The organism is Phaeodactylibacter sp. (assembly GCF_022763345.1).
Taxonomy (GTDB): Bacteria; Bacteroidota; Bacteroidia; order Chitinophagales; family Saprospiraceae; genus Phaeodactylibacter.
In genome coordinates this window covers 13,254-39,362 of sequence record NZ_JALEGS010000077.1, presented here as the reverse complement: position 1 = coordinate 39,362, position 26,109 = coordinate 13,254, and the positions used below count along the sequence as shown (strand labels likewise).

12 protein-coding genes are annotated in these 26,109 nt (G+C 51.3%); 1 reads left to right on the top strand and 11 read right to left on the bottom strand.

The window, feature by feature from the left end:
- Nucleotides 1-110: 110 nt before the first annotated feature.
- The 11 genes from MRY86_RS20845 to MRY86_RS20795 all read right to left on the bottom strand — a co-directional run bounded on the left by MRY86_RS20845 (nucleotide 111) and on the right by MRY86_RS20795 (nucleotide 12,926).
- Entirely contained in the window at nucleotides 111-1,316 is a 1,206-nt protein-coding gene (locus tag MRY86_RS20845) for a glycosyltransferase (protein ID WP_293567152.1), read from the bottom strand.
- Nucleotides 1,313-2,467, bottom strand: coding sequence for a glycosyltransferase family 1 protein (locus tag MRY86_RS20840; protein ID WP_293567151.1), 1,155 nt, complete (start codon nucleotides 2,465-2,467; stop codon nucleotides 1,313-1,315). Before MRY86_RS20840 ends, MRY86_RS20845 begins: the two co-directional genes overlap by 4 nt.
- The gene (locus MRY86_RS20835; RefSeq protein WP_293567150.1) at nucleotides 2,464-3,684 is read right to left on the bottom strand and encodes a glycosyltransferase family 2 protein; all 1,221 of its coding nucleotides are present in this window, start codon (nucleotides 3,682-3,684) and stop codon (nucleotides 2,464-2,466) included. The genes MRY86_RS20840 and MRY86_RS20835 overlap by 4 nt, the downstream gene beginning before the upstream one ends.
- An 11-nt stretch (nucleotides 3,685-3,695) precedes the next feature.
- The gene (locus tag MRY86_RS20830; protein ID WP_293567149.1) at nucleotides 3,696-4,595 is read right to left on the bottom strand and encodes a glycosyltransferase family 2 protein; all 900 of its coding nucleotides are present in this window, start codon (nucleotides 4,593-4,595) and stop codon (nucleotides 3,696-3,698) included.
- Nucleotides 4,596-4,609: 14 nt separating this feature from the next.
- Nucleotides 4,610-6,085, bottom strand: coding sequence for an O-antigen ligase family protein (locus MRY86_RS20825; RefSeq protein ID WP_293567148.1), 1,476 nt, complete (start codon nucleotides 6,083-6,085; stop codon nucleotides 4,610-4,612).
- On the bottom strand, nucleotides 6,082-7,434 hold the full coding sequence (locus tag MRY86_RS20820; RefSeq protein WP_293567147.1) for an oligosaccharide flippase family protein: 1,353 nt from the start codon (nucleotides 7,432-7,434) through the stop codon (nucleotides 6,082-6,084). The genes MRY86_RS20825 and MRY86_RS20820 overlap by 4 nt, the downstream gene beginning before the upstream one ends.
- The gene (locus tag MRY86_RS20815) at nucleotides 7,431-9,662 is read right to left on the bottom strand and encodes a hypothetical protein (protein ID WP_293567146.1); all 2,232 of its coding nucleotides are present in this window, start codon (nucleotides 9,660-9,662) and stop codon (nucleotides 7,431-7,433) included. Before MRY86_RS20815 ends, MRY86_RS20820 begins: the two co-directional genes overlap by 4 nt.
- Before the next feature lie 4 nt (nucleotides 9,663-9,666).
- Nucleotides 9,667-10,407, bottom strand: coding sequence for a TolC family protein (locus tag MRY86_RS20810; protein ID WP_293567145.1), 741 nt, complete (start codon nucleotides 10,405-10,407; stop codon nucleotides 9,667-9,669).
- On the bottom strand, nucleotides 10,404-11,585 hold the full coding sequence (locus MRY86_RS20805; RefSeq protein WP_293567144.1) for a sugar transferase: 1,182 nt from the start codon (nucleotides 11,583-11,585) through the stop codon (nucleotides 10,404-10,406). The genes MRY86_RS20810 and MRY86_RS20805 overlap by 4 nt, the downstream gene beginning before the upstream one ends.
- 49 nt (nucleotides 11,586-11,634) lie before the next feature.
- Complete coding sequence (locus MRY86_RS20800) at nucleotides 11,635-11,997, bottom strand: response regulator transcription factor (RefSeq protein WP_293567143.1); 363 nt, start codon at nucleotides 11,995-11,997, stop codon at nucleotides 11,635-11,637.
- 527 nt (nucleotides 11,998-12,524) lie between these two features.
- The gene (locus tag MRY86_RS20795) at nucleotides 12,525-12,926 is read right to left on the bottom strand and encodes a hypothetical protein (protein ID WP_293567142.1); all 402 of its coding nucleotides are present in this window, start codon (nucleotides 12,924-12,926) and stop codon (nucleotides 12,525-12,527) included.
- Between the two features lie 498 nt (nucleotides 12,927-13,424).
- On the opposite strand from MRY86_RS20795, the gene MRY86_RS20790 reads away from it, so the two are divergent.
- On the top strand, nucleotides 13,425-25,943 hold the full coding sequence (locus MRY86_RS20790) for an SdrD B-like domain-containing protein (RefSeq protein WP_293567141.1): 12,519 nt from the start codon (nucleotides 13,425-13,427) through the stop codon (nucleotides 25,941-25,943).
- Nucleotides 25,944-26,109: the final 166 nt, after the last annotated feature.

The following is a 26,109-nucleotide window of genomic DNA, read 5'->3' as shown; positions in this document are numbered from 1 at the left end:
TTGTTCCTGAATGCTGTAGCAGGGACAACCGTGTTGCCACAATTGCCCAAACCGTGGGCCGAATACCTGCCATCATACTAGCCTTGGCTCGAATGTGCATATGTATGGGTTTAAGTTGTGGTCGTGGCCGCCTTTTCCTGGCATAGCTCAGTCAGCAACTGATCAAACTCCATGGCTTTTGCCTGCCAGCTGTTTTTTATTGCAAAGGCTGTACGTGCTTGTATTTGCTCAGGGCTGTCGGTGGCAATGGCTTCCCGAAGTGCAGTTGTAAAGGCTTCAGGTGAATCCGTCTGAGCGGCATAGCCCTCAAACTCCGGCAGGTCGGCAAAGGCGGTCATGACCACCGGCACGCCCACCGCCAGGTATTCATTGATCTTAAGGGGATAGATGCTACGGTTAATGTCGTTGACGAGATAAGGGATAATGCCCACTTCACAGTCGGCCATCAGCGCCGGGACCTCGTCGGGGCGTACAGGGGGGCGGAAGGTTGTATTGGGATAAGGCTCCAGACGGTCGCGTACGGCCTCATTGCGCAGGCTGCCCACAAATTCAAACTCGAAATCCGGGAGCACTTTGATGGCATACTCTACCGTGTCAATATCGAACCGGTGGTCCATGCTGCCCAGGTAACCGACTTTCGGACCTTTGCCGTAGTCTCGCACTTCCTGCCTGGCAAAGGGCTGGAATGTAGCATAATCTACCCCGTTTTTGACGGTGTAGGTAGCCGGGTTGCGAGGCAGTTTCTCCTGCCGTATGAAATCAGAACTGGCGATAATAGCATCTACCGCTTCTGAAAAACGACGGTCTCTTGCAAAAATCCGTTGTCCGTGCCGACGGGTGCCGATGCCGTCGTAGCAGTAGTAGACATTCAGCTGTTCGTCCAGCTTCCCAATCATAGGCAAGCCATAGAAAGGATTGTAGGCCGTGACCACGATGGCATCTTCAAGCCCCAATTGCCGCATTGCCCGGCGGACGGTCCGCCGGTACTGCCTCGCATTGCGCCGGAAAAGGATTTCAAAAACAGTATCAACCGGAATGAAATCCACCGGCAAGACCGGAGGTACTACCAGGTGGTGGACTGTCGTACCGTAGGCCGTTTCGATTTTTTGTACCCTTGGCTTAATGCCCAGCATACGCTTTACAGGCGCCTGCTGCCGGTCCAGCCAAGTCATGAGTACGTCCTTCACCGTGAAGGGGTATTCCACAAAGAGGACTTCCCGATCCCGGGCAAGGAGAGACATGAGCTGTACCGTAGATTTGGTATAGGCTCCGTGCCAGGTGGTATTCGATATGCAAACGATGGGTGCCTTCTTCATACCACAGTGGTTTTTTGGTGGATGCCCTGATACAGTTCCAGCACCTGCTCGGCCATAGCGCGCCAGGAAAACTGGGCGGCCCGCTTTGGCCCCCGCTCGCTGAGCGATTGATAAAGGGCTTCATCATTCAGCAGCAGCTCTATGGCTGCAGTGATTTCGGCCGGTTGGAAAGGGTCAACCAATAAGGCGTCACCCCCTGCTACCTCCGGCATCGATGAAGTGTTGGAGGTGATGACCGGCACGCCACAAGCCATACCTTCCAGAATCGGGATGCCGAAACTCTCCCGAAGGGAGGGATACAGGAATAACTTCGCCTGACTAATGATCGCGGGCAGTTCCACATTCGGGACATACCCGGTCAGGTGGATATAGGCTCGGAGCCCGGGGTGCCCGATATCCCGCAGGATTTGCTGAAGCTTAGCTTCTTCATAATCCAGCATGACCAGGTAGTAGGGCGTCTCCTGTTTGGCATTAAAATCGGCAAAAGCCTTAAGCACGCCGGGGGTGTTCTTTTTGGGGGCGGTATTGCCCAGGAAAAACAGGAAACGCTCCGGCAGGCGGTATTTCTCGCGCGCATTCAGGAGCAGGTCCGGGTCTGTGACCTTGCGGAAATGCGGGCTTACACCATTATACACTGCGGTCAGCTTTCCGGGCTTGAGCCCGAAAAACTCATTGATCCGGTCTTTCTCGAAGTTGGATACGGTAATAACGCATTTGCTGCGTTTCAGTACCGGGGGCACCACAAAGCGGCGGTACACATTCCCCAGCCTTTGATACCAGGTGCTGCCTTTTTGGAACAGGCTGAGCTTTTCCATGTAGATAATATCGTGCAGCGTAATCATGAGCGGCACCTTTGAGCGCAGCGGGCCTGTGTTACTGGTGCAATGCAGAAGGTCACAACCTTGCTGACGGGCAGCCCGGGGCAGCGCCCATTGTTCCCAGACCGGATAGCCTCCGGGGGCAGAAAGTTCAACGATCTTAAAATTGGGGGCTTCAGGGATACAAGTATTGTCTTCATCCGGTTTGACGAAGATGATGTATTCATTTTCCTGGTCAATCTCCTGAAGGTTTTTGATAAGCTCCAGAGCAACCATGTCCATCCCATGCTTTTTGGGGCGGAACAACCGTTGGCCTTCTATTCCGATTCTCATGCCTTCGGGGTTTTGTCTTCGATCGTGCCGTGCTGAGTGTGGATGAACTTTTTATTGGCGCCCTTGAGCTTGAAGAGCGACAGGAACATCAGCGCGAAGGCACGCGGAAGGGTGAACAATGCCTTGAGGGTGTCAAGGTTATAGAATTTGCGGGGGACGGCCAGGGCCATGCCCAGGTAGGTTAGCAACAGCGGCCATTGCCATTCCCGGAAGGATAACGCTAGCCAGGAAGCCTCCGGGAATAACCAGCTGAGGAGCAAGTACCCTCCTCCGAGGATGGTCACCATGCCCAACAGCAGCACCCGGGGCGGAGAAATCATTTGGTATACCTTATCGGCAAAGTCGATATTGCCCCGCAGCAGGCCGGCAAGCCCCGACCACGCATAGCGCTTGAAGTAAATGAGCTGTGCCGAGAGCCACCGCCGCCGCTGATTGGCAAATACCTCTGACTTTTGCACTTTCTCATCCAGTACAACTGCATCCGGCAGGTATTCTATGGTCTGCCGGTCGCGCAGCAGCTTGAGCTCCAGTTCCTTGTCGAAGCCACCCACCGCTTTTACATTCGCCATCGTTTCTTTGAAGAAGGCGTAGTCAAAGGCCATACCGGAGCCGATGAGTGCCGAGGACAACCCCAGCACCCGGTGCCCCTTACGGAAAATCTGGTTGTTGACCTCCTCACTGACCGCATCCAGGATGGCGAAGGGCGTATTGAGGTTTTTAGCTGCCCGGTGCCCCTGCACAATCCAGTAGCCCCGGTCAAAGGCGTCATTGACTTTGGTCAGAAAACTGCGCTCCATCAGGTTGTCGGCATCCAGCACCAGCGCAATATCATAGCCATCGCCAATGGTTGCCATAGCACGGTTGAGGGCTTTAGACTTGGTGCTCTTCTCGAAAGAGACTTCCACCAGCCTTATGGGGAGTTCGCGCAGGGCCGAAAGTGTTTGGGGCTGGAAAGAGTCGGCAATAACAACCACATCGTATTGCTCAGCGGGGTAGTCTTGTTGCAGGGCATCTTTCGCCACATCCACAATGACGGCATCCTCCTTGTAGCCCGGGATGAGCACGGCGATTTTTCGCGTAATGGACTTTGCCGCAAGCTTGGGGCGATAGGGTAGGAGGCTGGCCAGCGCAAAAAGAAAAACATAGGCTGCCGCAAAGCCGAAGTAAATCAGGAGTGCCCATTCCAGAGCTGATGTAAGGTAAAATAAGTAGTCCATGGTTGATGTGTTTAAGTTCGGGCTGCTGCCGGGTGATGGAGGTTCCAGGTGATGCCCCGCCAGTAGGCGGAAAGGTGCGCCCACTGCCGCTGTAGCAGGAAGGTGAGGGTATTCTTTGGTATGGAAATCAGGCAGAGGTACAGTATGCTGAAGAGCAAATGCAGGCTGCTGAAGTTGCGCCGGGCATAGAGCACCCGATTGCGGGTCAGGTAGTAAGTTTTGAGCGGGCTGTTCTTACCGGTGGAGATCGACTCCTTGTGCAAAATGTAGGACGCTGGTTGGTAATACGCCTCATACCCTGCCCGGCGGATCATCGCTGCCCAGTCGTGCTCCTCGTAGTACAGGAAATAGCCTTCGGGCATTTTACCAATCTCCTCCACGATCCGGCGGGGTACCATCATGGCAGCCCCGTGGATGGACTCGGTTGGCCCGGCCGTGTCGTAGTCCGGCCCATCCGGTTGCCGGTAACCAATGCTGTTGTTGCGGATGGTCCAGGGGTTCATAGGGGTGTAGCCTGCGTACTGAATGAGGCTGGGGTCCCAGTGAAATTTGATCTTGGGGCTGATAATGCCGATTTCCGGATGCTTTTGCAGCGTTTCCACGAGCGGCTCCAGAATACCGGGAGGGACTTCGGTGTCGTTATTGATAAAGAACAGGAACTCCCCCTTTGCCGCATCAATGCCCAGGTTGTTGCCACCGGCGAAACCCAGGTTTTCAGGGCTCTTGATGAGACGTACCTCCGGGAAGGCTTCTTTAATGCGGTCAGGGTTGTCATTAGGCGAAGCGTTGTCCACCACGATGACCTCCACCGAAGGATAGGTGAGTGCACGCAGGGACTTCAGCAACTCCAGCGTGACGCCGGACTCGTTGTAGTTGATGGTGATTATTGAAACAAGTGGTTGTGCATACATGTCTCGTTGGGGTTTTATGGTTCTGCTGTTGCTGTAGCTTTTTCTGCCTGTGCTTCCTCGTCCATCCGGGTTGAAAGGAACATGAAAGCCATGCTGGCATAGATCATGGGGCCGGTAGGGAATTGCCCTAATACACCGTTGCCGTAAGAAGCGACCATGACGCCAAACATACCACAGGCCATAGCGGTAGTCGTCCCGCGTATCCAGTCGTCTCTGATTTTGAACATCGCCAGGTAACAGGCCTTACCCAGGATATAAAACAACACACCGAGGTGCAAAAAAAGACCTACTATGCCCAGCTCTGCCCAGATCATTACATACCAGCTGTCGGTAGGGGTATTGGCCAGGAAGGTATTGGGGCTAAACCGGCGGCCCCAGTTGCCCGAGGAACCGATGCCCCCTCCTATGGGCCGGGAAGCCAGATAGCTCTTGAGCTTCCGTTGGTTTTCCAGTCGTACCTGCAGGGACTTGTCCTCCGGGTCGAAGGCGGTGCGCATACGCCTGATCTGATCGATATTATTGCCAATCGTCGTATACTTGAAGAAGCCGATGAAGGCAATCCCCATAATCGCGCCGATGACCATTACATAGATATTCTTTTTGAGCACAAAGTACAGGGCGCCACCCATTATGGGTACGGCAATAGCCCCCCGGGTACCGGAAATAAACATGCCATAAATGCCACCCAGGGAAACCACAATGTAGAAAACCCGGAGCCAAAAATTCCGGTTTTGCGCCAGCGCCAGTATCCCGAACACGACTCCTGCGTGCGCCTGAGCGCCCCCAAACTGCCCGGCATCGGAGTAGAAAGAGAAGACCCGCAGTTTGCCAAACAAAATATGCGTCTCCGCAGCCCCTTTATCCAGCCAGGCTTGCTCGAAAGGGTCCGGGCCAAGGACGAGTTGCTGGGCGCCTTTCAAGGTACCCAGGAACGACATGATGCCCCAAATGATGAAGAAGCCATGCATGTGCTGCCGCTTATCAAAGATGATCAGGATGAGCGGGATGATCAGCAGCATGTAAAGCCCCAGCCCGCGCATGGCATAAAACCAGGCCGCCCGGCTGGCTGCTTCCGGGTTGACAATTTGGAACAACAGGTAGCCATACCAGATAAAGGCGACCAGGGTGATGTCACTTTTGGCTTTTTCCCAGGGTACATCCTGGTGAAAGGTTTTGAAGAACAGGGAGCCGTACATGAGGAATAGCACTCCGTCAATTGTCAGCCCCCATTGGGCGGGCACATACCGGCTGGCCCCCAGGATGACAAAGGCCTGAAAAAAAAGAGTATAAAACCCAATTTGCGGGTAAAGCATAACCGCGAGGACAAATGAGATCACAATGGGCAGGGCTATGCCCAGAATGCCAACCGATAACCCTTTAGTAGCGATACCATAGGCCATGACCAGTTGTACCCCCAACATGATTAGTATGGGTATGGGCTTCTGTAGCCAGCTGGCACCACTCGCTTTTTTGTAGACCTCGCTGCTCATACGGCTAAAAAGCTTTTGAGGTTCTTAAAAAAAGCGAGCCCTTCGGTCCAGATGTACCTGGATTGCACCTGCAACTCCCGTTTCAACTCCCGCATGCCGATGCCGATACCAATCATTGTGAATACAATGGTTCCGATAGCGACCACCTCCAGAGACTGGAATACAAAAACTCCGACGAGGTCAATTACAACGTTGGCGATTGTCATCACCACTACCTTTTGCAGGTTCACTTTAGGGCGGTTGATGCTATCCAGGGCTACTCCGGAAAAGCGGTCGATGGGCAACAGTAGCGTATAAAGCGTAAAAATCCGGAAAATCAAAGTGACCTGTGGGAGGCTATCTGCGTAATTGCTGCCGCCCAGAAAGAGGATTAAAGGCTCAGCCAGAATGAAACAGAGCACAGCCACCGGTATAAAAAGCAGGGTCACGGCACCGGTATACCCATAGAATATCTTGCGCACACCAGCCATATCTTCCTCATGATACCGTTTGGCCATCCGGGGATAAGCGGTCATGGTAAAGCTGCGCAGTGGGATACCAAGCAGGTCGGTCAGCTTGAGCGGAATTGCGTAGAGGGCTACAGCGGTAGAACCCATTACCGGGCTCAAACCAATAATAAAGGTGTCCGCACTTTTGAGCAGGCTTGACCCCACGAGTGTCCCCATGGAGTATTTGCCAAAATCAATCAGTTCCTTTTGGATAGGCTGGGTGGCTTTGCCCAGATAGGCCATTCCATCCCATTTGGCAAAAGTCGTCCAAAGGCTGGCCAGCAGGTTGCAGGCGAGGTGGGCGTAGAGGATTTCCATCAAACCCCACTTGAAATACAAACCATTGGCAGCCAGGAAAAGGACAAAACTGCCCGTTGCCGCAAGGCGTACGTACATCATGCGGCGGAACTGCTGCTCAGCCTGAAAGAGGGAGGTGGCGTTGTTCCAGTTCATATTGAACAGGGCAAGAATGGGGTACCACTGCAGGAACAAAAGATAGCCCCGACTGATGCCTGTACCTGCCTGCTGTGCCCAGAAAGCGAGGGGCCAGCAAACCGCTGCCACGGCACCTAAGAGCCAGAGGTTAATCCGGAAGCTTGTGCCCATGATGGCCCATTGCTGTTCTGCCGCCGCCCCTGACAAAAGGCGCACGGAAGATGTTTTGGTGAGCCCAAACCGCAATAAATCAATAAAGGAAGCCAACGCTACATACAGTACCCAGTCTCCGAAAGCCGCCTTATCCAGCTGACGGGCCAGCAGCATAAAGCTCGCCAGGCCAGCAGCTGCAACAGACACGTTGCTGAGCAAAGAAGACATATTCTTCTCAAAAAGCACCTTTTTTATGACGGAAACGAGCCTCATAGTTTTCGTTTTGAGAAGAACCGAAGGCGGAGAGCATTCTTAATAAACCGCCGCACCCAGGTCCGACGGCGGGGCAGATCGCCCAGCACAGACTCCATCTCCAGTAATTCGACACCATTGAGGATGACACTGGGCTCCGGCTCCGGCGCAATTTCCCGAAACACCTTCATCGCGTTTTTGTCAGCTTCGCTCCAGGGGCGGTTGGCGCGCACCACCAGGTAGACATGGTCTGCTTCATGGAACAGCTTCACCGGGAAAGCCTTTGAGATGATTGGGGGGGCTTCCACAAAGATGAAGTCATAGGCGCTTAGTTGTTCAGGGCTAAGGTCCGGATTGAGCTCGGAAAGTCGTTCTTTAGCATACAGCTTGCAGTCGGAGGGGAATTCCCGGTGGTCGTAGGTCCCTTCCTCCATGGAGTATTCTTTGTTTTCAGGGGTAAGGAACAGGGTGCGGTAGCCCATTCCAGCCAGCTTGTTGAGCAAGCGGTGCCCGATGAAAGTCTTACCGTCATTTTTCTGGGTAGAGATGAAAAAGTTGACGGAAGGGGCCTCGGGGTTGGCTTCCTTTTCCCGGTCGGCGAAAGCCACATTGAGCAGGATCGCGTCTGTAGCCCGGTCTTGCAGGTAGTCCACATCAATGCGGCGGCTCCGGCGTACCAGCTTGGGGTAGATGGCCGTGACCGGCAGGCCTATTTTCTTCTCTGCCCGGCGGGCGTCCTTGATGTTGGTATCCAGGAACTCCAAAAGCAGGATTGTAAAAGCCGTAAGCGCAAAGCCCATAACCCCAGCTGCTGCAATCAGGATTTTCCGTTTGCTGGGTTTAGGTATGAGTGGATAGTAGGCCGGCTCGGCAATCGTATAGTTAGACTTCATCTCGATGCTCTGCTGCTTGAGCTTAGCCAGCCCAAGGCTGTGAAGGATGCTGAGGTACTCCCGTTCGGCTACGTCGATTTTGCGCTCCAACCGCTTCATTTCGGCGCCGAGTGGGGAGAAGGTGGCGTAGAGCTCTTCAAATTCTTCCCGTTTTTCTTCAAACACCTTGATCTGGGCTTCCTTGCGCTCTACTTCCATGACGGTATTAAGCCAGTTGTCCAGGATAGAAGTTGAAGGCAGCCCGTTTTGGTCTATATCGGCACGGTAGAGGGTATCGATGACCGCGCCCAGCTTGCGTTCCAGGGAATCCGCTCTTAATCGAAGCTGATAAATCCTTTGGGCATTGTTTTCCCGTTTGAGGGAATCAGCAGGCGGAGTGATTTCGAGCATAGCAATCTGGAAGTTCGCCTCAGCAATTTCGTCCCGGGTTTCCAGGACCGCCTGACTGGTTAACCGCTGTTTTTGGCGGAGCTCCATACGGCTTTCCAGGTTTTTGAGAATAGCTTTGGCGCCGTGGTAGTTGGTGAGGACATTTTGGTACTCCAGCTCCGTATGTTCCCGCTGGGAGGCGATGTGCTTTGTCTGCTCGTAATAGTTGATGATATTGTGGGTCTTGTTGAAAGCCTGCATGTTGCCTTCCGCTATACGCAGTTCTTCAGCGGCATGCTGAAGCTGGGCCTGAAAATATTTGACGACCTCATCGGAGTTATTGACTTTGATCTCGGTATTGAAGACGGTAAAGACCTCCACCAGGATGCGCAGGGTATTCTGGCAGATGCCGGGGTCTTCGGTTTCATATCCCAGTTCAATGAAATCGCTATTGGAGAGCCGTTTGACCCATATTTTAGCCCCGATTTTTTCATAGCTGTAATCGGGGTGCCGGAGGTTAATGAGCTCGTGCAGGAAGTTTTCTGTACCCTGATTCATGTACTCCCGGAACCTTTGCAAGTTTCCGGCATAGTCGCCGGGTTTGGCCAGGGCTTTTACCTCCTCCGGCACAATTCTCATCAGAGCATAGTATTTCTCCCTACCGATAATCATAGGATCAGGCTCTGTGAGCGTCATATGTTGGGAGAATAGCCGGAGCCCCACTTCGGACAGGGTGCGTTTGGATTCTACTATATTAATGAGGTTGTCAAAAGCAGTATTGGCTGCCCGGTAGTCGAAGCGCTGATTGTCCAGTTCAATGGAGGCGCCGGAGGCAATGCCTGTGTAAATCTTGACCGTTGAGTAATAGGATTTAGCCTCATCCTGCGTTAAGTAAAAGACAAGGCCTGCCAGCAGCACCGGTACAATGATCAGCAGGTGCAGATGCCTCAAAAAAAGCCGTACGAAAAATAGCAGGTTGAATTTCAAGGCTTTACAGGTTTAATTTTACGCCTGTGGTTTCTTCCAGCAGTAAATAAGCAGTAACAAATTCAATTTTTCGGGTCTCAAGTGCTTCCAGTGCATTGATGAGCATATCCTGTACGCGGGTATAGTCCCCCACGGTGATCAGTCCATCGGTGAATTCCCGTTCGGTACGTTTGGCTTGTAAGTTAATGGTTTGCAAGCGGTTGTTGGAAATGAGCAGTAGCCGGTGTGCCTGTACCACAGTCTGATATTGCGCGATGACGAGTTTGCGCAGCTCAATAGCCTGGAACTGCCGCCGGTAGCGGACCTGCTCCTGCTCTATTTTTGTGGCCTGAATCTCATTACTTCGGTTGATCGGCGTGAACAGTGGCATCTTGAAAAAGGCTCCTACCGTGTAGCGGTTTTGAGAAGAGGTGGTGGTGGCGACTCCTACCGGCGCATCCGGATTCACAGTGAGGGCATCAAACTGACCGTAGCTCCAGCCCAGGTTGAGCCCCAGGTGCCGCATCCAGTCGCGCCGCTGGGACTGCTCTGCCAGTTTGGCCAGGACCAGGTTGGCATCCTGCTCTTTGAGCAAAGGGGAATACTGTTCTGCAGCCTGCAGTAGCGTGTCCAATGGCGGGAGCCGTTGAGTAATGTCGTTACTGGCCAGGCTACGCTCGATAAAGGCTTGCTGACTTTGGGCAAGCAAGGCGGCGGGCCACGCTAAACAGGCAATAATAAAGAGTAGTGCAGGGAGTCGAATCATACATTTTCCTTTTGAAAAACAGCTGGTATGGTCCTAAGAATAATCCACATGTCCTTCCAAAACGCATACTTGCTGTTGGCAATTTCCACGTATTTGTTGTCTAATTCTTTTCGTTCTTCCGGCGACATTTTGGACGTACGGCCGCGTGCTTCCACCTGCCAGAGCCCGGTAATGCCTGCCGGTCCGTTAAAACGTTTGATCCAGTCATCGGTGGTCAGGAGTTCGGCCTCGTAGAGGGGGAGGGGGCGGTTGCCGACGATGGACATGTCACCTTTCAGTACATTGATCAGTTGTGGCAGCTCATCAATGCTTAGCTTGCGTATGATGTGCCCTACCTTGGTAATCCTGGGGTCATTGTCAAACTTAACGAAAGCGCGGGCCTGCTCCTGTTTTTTACTGCGCAAATGGGCCTGCTCGTCTACGCTAATGTCATCTCCGTAAAGGGTAGCACCTCCAGAGGCGGCAACCTTTTGCTCCTGTGGCTCAGCAACTGTATCCTTGTCCTCTTCCTCGCTGTTGTATTGATTGAGGTGCTGGAATTCCTTCAGGCGTTTATCCGCATCCGGGTACATGGAACGCAGTTTCAGGAAATTGAAAATTTTGTAGCCAGTCCCTACTCGTTTGGAAATATAATAGACCTTCCCCTTGGACTCGAGCCTAATGGCCAGAATGGTGATCAGAAGCAGGGGGGAAAGGACGATTAGCGCGGTCAGGGCGACCAATATGTCGAAGGAGCGTTTGAGGAAGCCAACTTTGTACTCTTCCAGTTGGGAATTGGCGGCAGGCTGGACTGAAGTGGCTGAGCTCATGACTGCTTTTAGCTGGGCAAGCCGGCGTAGCCGACCGAGCAACTGCTCAGGGTCAATGGGCTTGGCGTAAAAGTCATCAACTTTGGCATCCATGGCTTCTTTGATCAGCTCTTTGGTCCGTTCGGGCGCAACCACGATGTAGGGCGTTTTGCGTTGCGGGTCGAAGTTTTGGACGAAGTATTTGTAATACCCCGGCCCGGTACGCCCGGGCAGTTGGTACTCGGCTATAATGCCGTCAAGAGGCGGGCGGCTTTGCAGCCAGGCACTGGCCCGGAGCGGGTTGGGCTCCTGATGGATTTCCAGCCCCGCTTCCTGCCGAAGCAGGGACTCTGAAAGTTTGAGGTCATCGCCTATATAAAGGAGGTGCATAATTGTTCATTTGGGTTACTAAAGTTTAAGGTATCTTAAGACCCTGCTGCTATTTGAGTGCCTTCTCGATCCGGATCAGCAACTCTTCCGGATTGAAAGGCTTCATCATATAATCATCTGCGCCCAGTTTGAGGCACTTGATGCGGTCTTCCGAACTATCGAGGCTGCTGAGGATCATAATGGGGATATCTGAGAAAAAACCGCTTTCCCGAACTGCTTTGATGAGCTCAAAGCCAGACATCTGAGGCATTTCAAGGTCCGAGATAATTAGGTCAGGGAGATTGCCATCTTGCAGGTAAGCCATGGCTTCCACGCCATTGGACCTCGACTCCACGTCATAGCTTTGCTTGAGCAATTGTACGATCAGGTCGCTGATTGATGATTTGTCATCCACCACAAGGATTTTTTTCATGGTATTCCGAAAGTTGGTAGTTGGTTAAATGAATAAAATACTCTCTCTCGCGCCTTGTCCTTTCCTGGGCAGGCTCAGCAAACGGTCTGGGATGAAATTAGTGGAATGTTTATCGTAATAAGGCAGTGCAATCTGAAAATCGCATTCTGCACAAGATGAAATGGGCTGCTACAGAACATTGCCGGAAGCAATTCTAATCGTGCAGATAGACAGCTACCTGATCTGTAGCAAATAGGGTGGAGGTTGATGGATTGTAAGTTTGTTTAGGCTTACCTCCGGGAAGTGTTGTTTTTGTGTTTTGAATGCTCTGAAAAAACGAGAATTCCAAGATTTAAAGATAGCGATAAATCCTAATAAATCCCTTTTCAAGCGTCACAAATTTAGTAAACTTGAAAAAAAGACAGTCAAAACCAAATCGGCTGGCATAAAACATCATAAAATAAAGTATATTTACTGATATCAATGTGTTTTGCGCTCACAAATCAGCGCAAATCGTTAAAAGCCTGTACCGGTCAGAAAAGAGGAGGCTAATTCATCGTGCCTTCTCCCTTTCCGGAACATTTCAGGGCATCTTTTTCAATTCCGGTACTGTCTTGCGTTAAGCCAAGTCTGCCGGTTCTTCCCAAAAACTTATTGGCAAACAGACCCGAATCCAATACCCGAATTGGTGTAATTTGGGGCAAAATACTTGAATCTCGCTTTCGTAAAGAAGCGAAACCTGCCTCAGACGGGTCTTGGATTAAAAGGAGTGGGTATTGTGTAGCAAACCTAAAATGTAGACGATTGTCTAAAGGGGTTAATCTCTTGAATAAAGGCAATCGTAGGTTATACTCCTGAAGAAACGGTTTTTGGTGAACAATTTCACCTTCGCCGGGCAGCCCAATAGAGCTTGGGTTTGCCCGGTTTTTATCTAAGTTTTTGATATTCAATAAAAAACAATGTGAATAGATCCTTGATGAATGCACAACAGACTACACATTTAGCGGGTCAAAAGTGGCGGGGTTTTAAATATTTGCCTATTTTTGTGACAACTAAACCGGTAAGTCCTGTGCCGGTTCCGTAACCTACAATCGGATAGAATACCCCCCTGCCTCGAGCAGGATATTCTCTATTAAACAAAACTTTAGATGCGAGCCCCGGCTCTCACCTAACGCCCTTTACAAATCTCAATTAAGTTTCCAGAGAATGGTTATCGCAGTGCGATGAGCGAATAATTTTTATGTACTCTTTTGCTCAAATTTGCGTCTCAAAAAAAATTGGCGCAGATTTTGATATAGATAGCCGTACAAGCACTGTGGCCATGCACCTGGATGTAGCCAAACGCACCTTCACGGCGCTGAGTAACTGCTTTCGCGACATCTAAGCCCGGACAAGGTGGTTGAATGCTTCAGCCAGCTTCATTATCAGAGTATTCAAATTTTAATCACATGAGACATAGCTACACCAACTTCAATGTAGTGAATCGATTAACCGACGTTACGAACTCCAAGGTCCTGCTGGTTCTATTGCTGGGTTCCTTCTTTTCTTTTTCCGCTCTGGCTCAAAACCAGTGTGACCTTTCAATCGACGAAGTTGAAGTAGACTGCTCGTTTCAGGACGGGGGCAGTACTTTTGACGTCACGGTGTTCTTTTCCTGGGAAGGCATCAGTGAAAGCGAACTGGAAATCACGGTAGCTGGCCAGGCTCAAACCTATGCCATTGACGACAGCAACGGCAGCGGAGAGTTGACCGGGTTCACTTTGTCAGCCCCCGGTGCAGGTTATCCGGTGCTATTGAAGGCGGGCACCAATTGTCAGGTACTTGATGAGGTGGAGGCGATTGCCTGTACGCCGCCCTGTACTGGCGAACCGGACGAAATCGGTGGACTGGTGTGGGAGGACCTGGACTATAACGGTACTTTCGGTGCTGAACCGGGCCTGCCCAACGTCAAAGTACAAGCCTACGATTGCAACGGCGAACTTGCGGGCACTGCTTTCTCTAATGCAGATGGGGTTTGGGCGATTCCGAATCTGAATGCAGAGGAAGATTACCGCATTGAGTTCACGGCCCAAAGCCTTCAGGGGGTTGGTTTCTCAATGGTCGGAGAAGATAATGTCTCGGATGTGCGCTTTGCCCAACCTGGGGACTGTACTATTTTGGCAGGTTTTACCCCGCAGATTATCGAGGAGGATTGTGAGAATCCGGATAATTACGGCAATACGTGCATCGAAAACTTCAATATTCTGGACTGGGCTGATTACGCGGATGGTGCAAATCCTTTTCCGCTGCCACCTTACTCCAAAACCATTGGTGGCGATGAAATATCCTGTGCGATTGCTTCTGCCGATGGTACGCCCTACACGCACCGGGTTATTCACGAAATGCTGGGCGGGGAAGAAGTGTTCTATTCTCTGGAGATGGACGCTGACAGTCACGATGGCAATGATCCCAGAGACGTGGGCGTTGTCTTTTCTTTTGACCGCCCCGTGCAGCGCCTGGTTTTTCAGGTATTAGATATTGACATTACTGGTAATGCAATTGACCGGGTCGCTATTCAGGGTTCTCTGTCTGGTGTACCGGTGGGCATGGATATGGACGACACCTTCGTAGGGGTTCATGTCAATCAGCTTGGCGATGGCATCTTTGAAGGCACTACCACTGTGAGTGATGCCTCAACTTCAGGCAACGTTACCGTACACTTTACCGACCCTGTTGACCAAGTGGCGATCAACTTCTCTGCAATTGGCGCTGCAGTGGACGATCCGGGGCTGCAAATGATTGGCCTTGGCAAAATACAGTGGTGTGAAGACCCTGTGCCCATTGCGCCACAGTGCGCGCGTATTATGGACTGGCATCAGTTTGGCGATAATAATGCCAACCCGATGCCCCACACTATCGGAGGGTCTATACTGGATGTCGTTAGCGAAGACCCAGAAGGCATAGCTACTTCGGCTGGATTTATGGTGGATAGTGACCTGTCCCCATTGGGAGGCACCCGTGGGTTCTGGGCACTGGCTATGGATGCCGAAGCTGCCGGACAGTATGTACAGAGCAGTTTTACATTCGGCATTCCGGTAGATGATTTAAGCTTCTCTGTATTGGGCATTGATCAATTAGAAGAAGCGTACCAGGATAAAGTAAGCGTTCGTGGCTTCCTAAATGGCACAGCAGTAGCGCTTTCTCTAAATGATATCACGCCGTATTCCGGCATGTACAATAATCAGGTAGCCCTGCTCAACGCCAACGAATATGAGTCACAGGGGATGATGCTTGGCGCATCGGACCCTAGTGGTAACTTATGGGTGCATTTTGCAGAGAAAGTAGACTCTGTAGTCGTTCGTCTGGAAACAGGGGGGCAAAGCCCACAAAACCCTGCGCCTCAGATGATAGGCGTAAGCGACTTTATGTTCTGCATTTGCCGCCCGGCACCCATTCAGCTTGGCGATTATGTTTGGGCTGATAAGAATGCGAATGGGGTGCAGGATGCCTGCGAAGTGCCCGTCAAAGCCATGCCAATCAGCCTTTATGATGGCAGTGGCACCCTGCTGGCCACCACTACTTCCGGGGCAGATGGCCATTATCACTTTACGAAGCACGGAGCACAGGGCGAAAACTGGTTGCTGGAAACTCAGGTGCTGCCTCAAACCCAATACTACATTGTATTCGGAAATGATGCCAATAACCCGGAGAATCAGTTCATCGTAGCCAGTGGGAAAACCTATGCTGCAACCGGCAAGTTGGGTGGGTCTTCTTTGCATGACTCTAATCCTGACCCTGAGGCTTTATCGGACAATATGCCAGGAAGCATACCCGATGGGCTACCCTATATTGCGTACTCCACGGGTGAAGCCGGCGTGATGAATGCGTCCCTCGATGCCGGCTTCCAGGAAGTCCTCTTTGACTTGTCTTTGAAGAAAGAACTGGATACTGTGCTGACACCTCCTCCATTCACACCGGGGCAGTTGGTGAAATACAATATTACGGTTTACAACGAAGGGATGCTTAGCACCACCTTCCTAAGAGTCGTTGACTATGCTCCCGCCGGGCTGAATATGGAAGACGGCGGGCAGTACCATGTGTCTGGAAACCTTTTTGAGCTGCCAATACTGGCACCCGGTGATTCGGTGACCATGAGTGTAACCTACCGTATAGATAATGCCTTTACCGGAGAAACTATTGTCAATGCTGCCGAGATTGCTCAGGTCAACAACGCTATGAATTATACCGATGCCGACTCTACACCTGACTTTATTAACGGCAACGACGACAACGAGGATGACTACAGTACGGTAGAGATTACGGTAAATCCGGCTTTGATTTTTGACCTCAGCCTGGACAAAAGAGTAGCGGGTATTGGTCCTTTCGAACCGGGTCAGGATGTGACTTTTGAAATCTCAGTTAAGAACGAAGGGATCCTTCTGGCAGAAAATGTGGTCGTGCAGGACTACGCTCCCAATGGGCTCATTCTAAACGATACCGATTGGGAAACGGATAATGGCGTGGTCGTTTTGAAGGAAGCAATTGCGGAAATTGAGCCCGGTCAATCGGCAACAGTGCAGGTTACGTTCACAATTGACCCGTTCTTCACAGGCAATTCCATCGTGAATTCAGCGGAAGTACTGAGTTTTTACAATTTCCCCTGGACCGATGATCAGGACTCCTCGCCAGATAACAATAACCCAGAGGAAGATGATCAGGATGAAGTGCTGCTTGTTGTACAGCCTTCCTTTGACCTCGCTTTGCACAAGAATGTGGCCAGTTATGGCCCCTACGAGCCTGGTGACCTGGTAACCTTTGAATTTGAGGTAACGAATCAGGGCTCCATTATGGCAACGAGCGTCCAGATAAATGAGCAGGTCCCAGATGGCCTGACACTGGAGGATTCGGATTGGGAAATGGTGACGCCTACACGTGCCAATTTGGTTGCACCTATCCCGCTTGTAATGCCGGGCGCAACAGAAACCGTAGCGGTGACCTTCCGGATTAATAATAACTTCGGAGGCGTAAGTATCATCAACTATGGTGAAATTGCTTCTTATGACGACATGAACGTCCATCCTGACGGAGATTCCACACCCGCCAACGGCAGTACACAGGAAGATGATGATGATACGGCGGTCGTTCCTGTGGAACAGCCCATACCGGTATTCGATCTCTCTCTGACCAAGCAAATCAATGAGGAAGTAAACCCTGGCCCATTCCTGCCAGGCCAGACCGTAGCATTTGATATTACGGTAACGAACGAGGGCAATCTGGCAGCATTGGGCGTTCAAATTATTGATTATGTGCCCAACTTCCTGACCGTGACCAGCAATACCTGGGCTCCAATGATGAATTCTGCTATGCTGGCCGAGCCTATCTCAACCATTGCGCCCGGTGAATCAGTTACCCGCACGATTACCTTCATGATAGATTCGGAAGCACCAGAGGGAGTTATTGTCAATAATGCTGAAATCGCTGCAGCCTCTAATATCATGGGGATGGGAGACACGGATTCCACACCATTCAATGGAATCGATAACGATGAAGACGATACCGACAGTGCTGCCTTGGAAGTTGGCGGAGAAGCCGAAAACTTTGACCTCGAACTCAATAAATCCGTGAATTCTTCCCTGACACCTGGCCCTTATGAGCCGGGCGATCAGGTTACGTATACCATAACCTTGGACAATACCGGTTCTTTGGAAGCAACAGGTGTTCAGGTAAAAGATACTTATCCTTCAAGCCTGGTGCCCAACGATGCCAACTGGACTTTCAATAACGGCATAGCTACTCTGAATACTCCGATTTCGAGTATCCCGGTAGATGGCAGCGTTAGCGTGAATATTACCTTTACGATTGATGACCACTTCACAGGTACATCCATCAATAACGTTGCTGAGATACAAAGCGCGTCCAATAGCTCACAGCTGCCGGACGACGACTCCACACCTAATAATGGTGTCAGTGCAGAGGATGATCAGGATAACGCCTTGATTACAGTCGTACAGAACTACGATCTGGCGCTGACTAAAACAGTAGTGACCGCTGGGCCCTTTGAGGCTGGGCAGTACGTGACTTACAACCTTAATGTGGTCAACCAGGGGAATATTACCGGTACAGATATTCAACTTTACGATTACTATCCTTTCAATCATATGACGCTGGCGGATAATGACTGGGAGCCGGTGCAGGGCAATATCCTGCGCCTGAAAACACCCATCGCCAGCCTGGCACCGGGCGCCTCGGTTTCTGTGCCTATTACTTTCCAGATTGATGCCCACGTAGACTGCGGTGAGGTGCTCACCAACTGTGCAGAAATTGCCGGTGACAGTACGCCTCAACCTGATGTCGACTCCCACCCTGCGGATGGCAGCCATGATCAGGATGACGATGATGCAGTGGATATCACGGTCAGCTGCCTGCAGAACTTTGATCTGGCGCTGGAGAAAACAGTCCTGGGGAGCAGCAATCTGTCTCCGGGGTCGCCGGTAACTTTTCGTATCGAAATCACGAATGAAGGCGACCTGACGGCTCAGAATATCGAAGTCGTTGACTACGTCCCACAGGGCCTGGTCGTTATCGATCCGGACTGGACCAACAACGGCGGCGTTGCCTCCCTCAATAACAATATATCCAGCCTTTCCCCCGGTGCTTCCGTTTCGGTAGACATCGACATGGCGATTATTGCTTCATTTACCGGCGCAACGATAACCAACTATGCGGAAATTGCCGGCGCTACTAATAATGCCGGTGCTCAGGATTCCGACTCCACCCCCGGCAACGGTGCCAATGCACCTAACGAGGATGATTACGATGGCGCGATCATCAGCCTGCAGCAACAGACTTTTGACCTGGCGCTCAGCAAATCCCTCAATACTAGTGCAAACCCGGGGCCGTTCGAGCCGGGCGATGCGGTTACCTTTAATATCTCTGTGACCAATCAGGGCAGCATTACGGCTCAGAATATTCAGCTTCGGGAGTACATCCCATCTGGGCTTACCCTTATTGACTCAGACTGGACCGCAGTAGGTTCAGTAGCCGAGCTGAATGTGCCTGTTCCGAGCCTTGCGCCGGGCGCAACCACTACGCTGAGCGTGGATTTTGAAATCAATGCCTCCTTTGCGGGCACTTCGCTGACCAACTTTGCTGAAGTGGGCAGTGCCTTCAATACCCTTGGGCTTGATGATCATGACTCTACACCAGGCAATGGCAGTATGGGAAGCAATGAGGACGACTACGATGGAGCGACCATCTCCGTCCTTCAACAAAACTTCGACCTGGCACTTTCCAAGTCGGTGAATACCAGCCTGACCCCTGGTCCATTTATGCCGGGCAGTCCGGTTACTTTTACCATTACGGTGACTAACCAGGGCAGCATGACGGCACAAACCGTTCAGTTGCGCGACTATATGCCACTTGGGCTGGTCCTGGCAGATAGCGACTGGGCACAGAACGGTTCCACGGCTATTTTCAACAACGCCATTACGAACCTTGCTCCCGGGCAGTCTGCTTCGGTAGACATCTCCTTTACAGTTTCTACAGCCTTCACCGGTTCAATTATTAATAATAATGCAGAAATCGGTGCCTTTACCAACGACCTTGGCATCGGTGACGCGGACTCCACACCGGCTAACGGCGCTGCTGGCTCAGGTGAGGATGACTACGATAACGCCATTATCAACGTTATTAGCAGCGTTCAGGAGTTTGACCTGGCCTTGTCCAAAAACCTCAATTCCAGCCTTACCCCCGGGCCATTCCTTCCGGGCAGTACGGTGACCTTTAGCATCACTGTAGTGAACGAGGGGGACATCAACGCCCAAAACGTTCAAATCCGGGATTACATTCCGCTTGGTCTTGTACTGGCTGACAACGACTGGTCACAGATTGGTTCATATGCACAACTCGATGTACCTATTTCCAATCTGCCTGCCGGTGCCTCAGCGACCCGAGACATTACCTTCACCGTTTCCGGAAGTTTCGCTGGCAATGGCATTACCAACTTCGCAGAAATAGGTTCGGCAAGCAATACCGGAGGCTTTACAGATGTCGACTCCACACCGGGCAACGGTAGCTCCGGCAGTGATGAAGATGACTTCGATGGGGCTTTCATCAATGTCTCTCAGGAAGATGACCCTGTATTTGACCTATCCCTCGAAAAGGCAATTGATGTAAATGCCACGCCTGGCCCTTATCAGCCTGGCAACCTTGTGAGGTTCGTTATTACGGTGACGAATGAGGGCGATATTACGGCTCAGAATATTGTCATTAAAGACTACGTGCCTGCCGGTCTGATTTCGGCAGATATGGATTGGTCTCAGCAAGGGGGAACCGTGGTGCTGAATACACCCATTGCCTCACTGGTACCAGGCAACTCTGCTTCGGTAACTGTGGATTTCGTAGTGAACCAGAACTTTCAGGGGGCGAGTATTGTGAACTACGCTGAAATTCACTCAGCGACCAACGCTCAGGGCATTCAGGATATTGATTCTACGCCAAATAACGGCTTTGCCGGTTCAGGTGAAGATGATATTGACAGTGCCACACTGACCGTCACACAGCAAAACTTTGACTTGGCACTGATTAAGACGGTGGCTACTGTCGGGCCATTCGAGCCGGGCGATAACGTGACCTTCAACATCAACATCAGCAATCAGGGCAGTATTGCTGCTCAGTTTGTAGAGGTTCAGGACTTTATTCCAAATGGGTTGACGTTGATTGATCCGGACTGGTCTGAAGACAATGGCATTGCGACGTTAAATACGCCTATTTTTAGCCTTTCTGCGGGTCAATCTACCATGGTTTCTATCGACTTTGTAATTGATCCGGAATTTGATGGGACAAGCATCGAAAACTTTGCAGAAATCCTGAGCGCGGTCAACCCAATTGGACTGGGCGACGGAGATTCCACACCGAATAACGGTGCTGCCGGAGCCAATGAGGATGACTATGATGGCGCTTCGCTGGTGGTTGATCAGACCCCGGAGGCTGCCTTTGACCTGGCGCTGACCAAAGTAGTCAGTTCGGTAGGGCCGTTTAGCCTGGGCGATGCGATTACTTACAGCATCACCATTACCAATCAGGGAGATTTCCCGGCCTACAACATCGAGATCACAGATTACATCCCAACCGGGTTGAACCTTACGGACGCAGATTGGGCACAGAATGGTAATCAGGCCACTTACACCATACCTGGTCCGATTGCCGCGCTCGGCGGTACGGAAACGGTAACCATCGACTTTGAGATAGATAATGACTACATGGGAGCCGCTATCACTAACTACGCTGAGATCAGCGCGGCTGATGATGATAATGATTCCACGAATACACCGCCGACGGATGCGGATTCCTTCTACGACAATAACCCGTCAAACGATGCAGGTGGTGCGCCCAATACCGCTGCCGATAATGCCATCAATGGAAACGGGACCGGTGCGCCGGGCAGTGGCATAGCCGCAACCGATGAGGATGACCACGACCCTGCAATGATTACGTTAAACAACTGCAATGACCTATCAGCGGGTATCGGTACGATGCAGCAGCTGTGTTTGTCTTGTACACCGGACGAGATCATCTACGACCTGTTTGGAGCACTGTCGGGCACACCAAGCCCAGGTGGCTTCTGGCAGGATATAGACGGCGCAGGTGTAAACCTGCTCGATCCAACCAACGTGGACTTTGCCGGGGTGCCGGAAGGCAGCTATGACTTTGTCTACACTGTTGGAGGCATGGGCATGTGCCCGGAAGCATCTGCGACAGTAACTATTGAGCTTACAGATATTACTTCTTATGGTTGCAATGATCAGGTGAACGTAACCTTTGGCACCAGCTGTGAAATATTGGTCACACCAGATATGGTCCTGGAGGGTACGCCGGATTGCATGGGCTCTCTGCAGGTAAATTTGATCAATGAGAGCGGTGTATCCATTGGCAATACAATAACCGGAGATGAAGTTGGCCAACTGCTGATTGCTGAAGTTATTGATCCCTACTGTGGCCTGTTGTGCTGGGGCAATATTTGGGTGACAGATGTGACCGCACCAACGATTGTCTGCCCTACACAGGAAGTAGACCTGGTTTGCAATGATTTTGACTTCGTGATGGATGCCGAATCCAGTCTGGCCGACCTTGGGCAGCCGATTGTCCTGGACAACTGTGTGGAATACAACACCATTACCTTTACCGATGAAATGGTAATGGGGCTGCCAAGTTGCGAAGGGCAGCGCATCAACCGTACCTTTACGGTGACTGACCCGGCAGGCAACTCCACCACTTGCGTGCAGGAAATCAATTTCCGTAACCTGTCATTCAGTGATGTCATGCAGCCAGACCCCGCACCGGTGGTCTCCTGTGATCAGCCATTTGCTGCGGACCCCGTCACGGGTAATCCAACAGCAGACGTGACAGGTTCCCCAATGATTGATGGCTATTACAATGACTACTTCTTTGACGGTGCGCTCTGTGACCTGGGCGCTACCTTTGAGGATGGCCCGCCAATTCAGGTTTGCGACGGTACGATCAAATTCGTGCGGGAGTGGACAATTATTGACTGGTGCCCGGGTGGTGGCGACAACGTTATGACCTTCACTCAACTGATTAAAATAGGTGACGAGGAAGGGCCAGCGGTTACTCCGCCGAACGTAGACAGCGATGGCGATGGTGAGCTTGACCCATTGGTGTACTCTACAGGTACCTTTGACTGTACAGCAGCGATTGTTGTGCCGGAGCCTGATGTGGTGGATAACTGCTCCAGCTTCGAAATTGATACAGATATCCTCGTGGAGGAAATTGTACCCAATTACAATCAGTACGGTCAGCTCATCGGTTACGATACGGTACAAACGGTATTTGCCTCTATTGGGCCCGATGACAACCGGTTTATCTCGGGTATTCCTATTGGTTGCCACACCTTCCGCTATAAAGTGACAGACGACTGTAACAACTTTACCATCATTGACGCACCGTTCTGCATCGAAGACAATATTGCACCTTCAGCGGTTTGTGACGATGACCTGAATATCTCACTGGGCGGTAATGGTGCAGCACGGGTATTTGCTACGGATATCGATGAGGGCAGCAGCGACAACTGCGAAATTGCTACTCTTGAAGTACGGCGCTTGTACGAGCTTGACCCTAATGATTGCAGCGATGTTACGGACTATTATTCCGACTGGGGTAATTTTGTCGATTTCTCCTGCTGCGATGCCGGCAGCATGGTAACCATTGAGCTGCGCGTGACGGATATCTACGGCAACCAGAATATTTGCTGGCTGGAAGTAATGATAGAGGATAAGATCAATCCATTCTGTGTGGCGCCTGCCAATACCACTATTAGCTGCGCTGACATCCCTGCCGGTTTCGAACCGGAAAGCCCTCAGGCATTAGAGGCCTTGTTTGGTGTCGCTACCGCAATGGATGATTGCGGAGTTGCTACAGTGGATGAATTCACGCCGGAATCCACGCTCGATGCCTGTGGCTTTGGAACCATTACGCGTACGTTCACAGCATTTGATAATGCCGGCAATCAGTCTACCAACACTTGCCAGCAGGTCATCACGGTCACGGAGGAATACAACTACACGATCAAGTTCCCGAAAGACGAGATCTCCAACTGTGGCGTACCTTCACCAGACACGATCCTTGTCAACGGGCAGGGCTGTGATATGCTCTCGGTAAGTGTCTTTGATGAATACTTCTACCCGAATGCGGGGGGGAATGACGCTTCATGCTACAAGATCTTCCGCCGCTACCGGGTACAGAATATGTGCGAGTGGGACGGCATTTCCGGACCATTCGTGGTCGGCCGCAATGAAGATTGCGATGCCACGCCTGGAGATGAAGATGTCTGGGTGGTTCGTACCCCCGGCACAACGTACATTGACCGCGATAACAATCCAAACAACAGCAATCCTGCCTTTGGCGTGAAAGGGACCTCCTGCGATGGGCAGACCAACCCTGCGGGTTACTGGCGTACGGTTGCTTCCGTTGGGTATTGGCAGTACACTCAGATTATTGAGGTGAAAGATGAAGAAGCGCCGGAGATCAGCTTTGCCGGCCCTCAGGAATTCTGTAGTATCAATCAGGCGACCTGTAACGCAACAGTACAGTTCCCATTCACAATTGTAGAAAACTGTGATCCGGACAATCTCGATATTACGGTTGAGTTGGATGCAGGAGCCAATGGTACAATTGACTTCAACGTGACCAACCAACTCACCGGCTCCTATCCAAACTATGTGATCGGTGGGGAGTACCCAATCGGTTCTCACGAATTCCGCGTAACAGTCTCCGATGGCTGTGGCGGCAATACAGACTTTGCAATACTGCCATTTGAAGTGATCGACTGTGCACCACCAACACTAACCTGTCTGAATGGCATCACCTTCAGCTTGCAGGAACTGCCACCGAACACGGATATTGACGGTGATGGCGAGATTGATGCCTATGGTGCGGGAATTTGGGCAAACGACTTCCATATCAATGAATCGGACTGTAGTGATGATACCATTGCCTTTTCCGTGAACCTGGTGGGGGAGACACCAAACTTCAACCAAACCTCGATCTACTTCACTTGTGATGATGTTGGTAACGTGCCTATTGAGGTCTACTTTTACGACAGTGCATTCAATCCGAATGCCGTGCAGCCGGATGGTACCGTTGGCGGCCCGAACTGGGACTTCTGCGAAACTTATGTGCTGATCACGGATCCGGAAGGCTTCTGTACGACCACACAACCAGACCCAATGATGGCAGGCCTCATCTCCAGAGAGAATGACGATGCTGTAGAAGCAGTGGAAGTTTCGCTGAGTGGACAGATGAGTACGTCCATGATGACAAACTCAACGGGTACCTACGAATTCGTTGACCTTCCAATGGGGTATGACTACACGGTAACACCGTCCAGAGATGATGAGCACCGCAATGGTGTATCCACCTTCGATTTGATCATCATTCAGCAGCACTTGCTGGGCATCTCAGCGCTGGGTAGCCCGTACAAGATGATTGCTGCGGATGTCAACAGGACCAATTCTATTACGACCCTGGATATGATTCAGATTCAGAAGCTGATTCTGGGTGAAATTCAGGAGTTTGCCGGCAATACGAGCTGGAGGTTTGTAGACCGGGAGTTTGTATTCCCTGTACCGACGAACCCTTGGTTCTCCCTGTTCCCCGAAAGCATCTCCGTAAACAATCTGGATGATGATGTGATGTCGAATGACTTCGTAGCCATCAAGGTTGGGGATGTAAACAATAGCGCGACTACGACCCTCTTTACCGGAATCGACGAGCGGAGTTTCCGTGGCGCATTCCAGTTGAAAACCGGAGAGCAGCAGCTGAAGCAGGGGGCACAAATCCGGGTTCCGGTGCGCGCGCCTCAGGATGAGCCCGTTTACGGTTATCAGTTCTCCATGAACTTTGATACCGATATGCTGGCACTGGCAGAAGTGGAGTACGGATTGGCTCAGGAAAATAGTCTTGGCCTGTACGATGCAGACCAGGGCTTGATTACCGCCAGCTGGTATGACGAGGAGTTAATGGCAGATGGTGGTACAGCCGGTGGTCCGGTGTTGTTTACTTTGGTCTTCGACGTGGTAGGCAGCGCAACAACCACACTTAGCGAAGTGCTTGAGGTCAATTCCAGTGTGACGCTGGCAGAGGCCTACAGCCGGGACGGACGATTGCTGGACGTGAGCCTGAACTTTGCACAAGGAGAAAGCTCCAGGGCTCCATTCCATCTCTACCAAAACCGTCCTAACCCATTCCGGCAAGGAACCATCATTGGTTTCGACCTGCCTCAAGCGGGTGAAGCCGCCCTGCATATATTCGACCTTAATGGCCGTCTGCTGAAGACCTACGAAGGGGATTACGCAGCCGGTTACAATGAGATTCGATTGGAGCGGGATGAACTGCCTGCTGCCGGAGTGTTCTACTACCGTTTACAAGTAAATGGACAGGTAGCAACCAGAAAGATGATTATTCAGGATTAACCAAAGCTAATGGCCTGTCAGGGCGTTTCAACAGCGTCTTGGCAGGCCTCTTTTAATTCAGCCTTGGGTTACAGTATTTCAGATAAAAGAACAATCTATTGAATAATTAAGATGATTTTAGCATTTTTGTCATATCAGGAATAAGTCGAATTATACCTGTTTCCCC

Excerpts from the sequence above, each read along its gene's own strand:
- MRY86_RS20845 (WP_293567152.1), bottom strand. The coding sequence starts at position 1,316 with ATGAAGAAGGCACCCATCGTTTGCATATCGAATACCACCTGGCACGGA.
- MRY86_RS20840 (WP_293567151.1), bottom strand. The coding sequence starts at position 2,467 with ATGAGAATCGGAATAGAAGGCCAACGGTTGTTCCGCCCCAAAAAGCAT.
- MRY86_RS20835 (WP_293567150.1), bottom strand. The coding sequence starts at position 3,684 with ATGGACTACTTATTTTACCTTACATCAGCTCTGGAATGGGCACTCCTG.
- MRY86_RS20830 (WP_293567149.1), bottom strand. The coding sequence starts at position 4,595 with ATGTATGCACAACCACTTGTTTCAATAATCACCATCAACTACAACGAG.
- MRY86_RS20825 (WP_293567148.1), bottom strand. The coding sequence starts at position 6,085 with ATGAGCAGCGAGGTCTACAAAAAAGCGAGTGGTGCCAGCTGGCTACAG.
- MRY86_RS20820 (WP_293567147.1), bottom strand. The coding sequence starts at position 7,434 with ATGAGGCTCGTTTCCGTCATAAAAAAGGTGCTTTTTGAGAAGAATATG.
- MRY86_RS20810 (WP_293567145.1), bottom strand. The coding sequence starts at position 10,407 with ATGATTCGACTCCCTGCACTACTCTTTATTATTGCCTGTTTAGCGTGG.
- MRY86_RS20805 (WP_293567144.1), bottom strand. The coding sequence starts at position 11,585 with ATGCACCTCCTTTATATAGGCGATGACCTCAAACTTTCAGAGTCCCTG.
- MRY86_RS20800 (WP_293567143.1), bottom strand. The coding sequence starts at position 11,997 with ATGAAAAAAATCCTTGTGGTGGATGACAAATCATCAATCAGCGACCTG.
- MRY86_RS20790 (WP_293567141.1), top strand. The coding sequence starts at position 13,425 with ATGAGACATAGCTACACCAACTTCAATGTAGTGAATCGATTAACCGAC.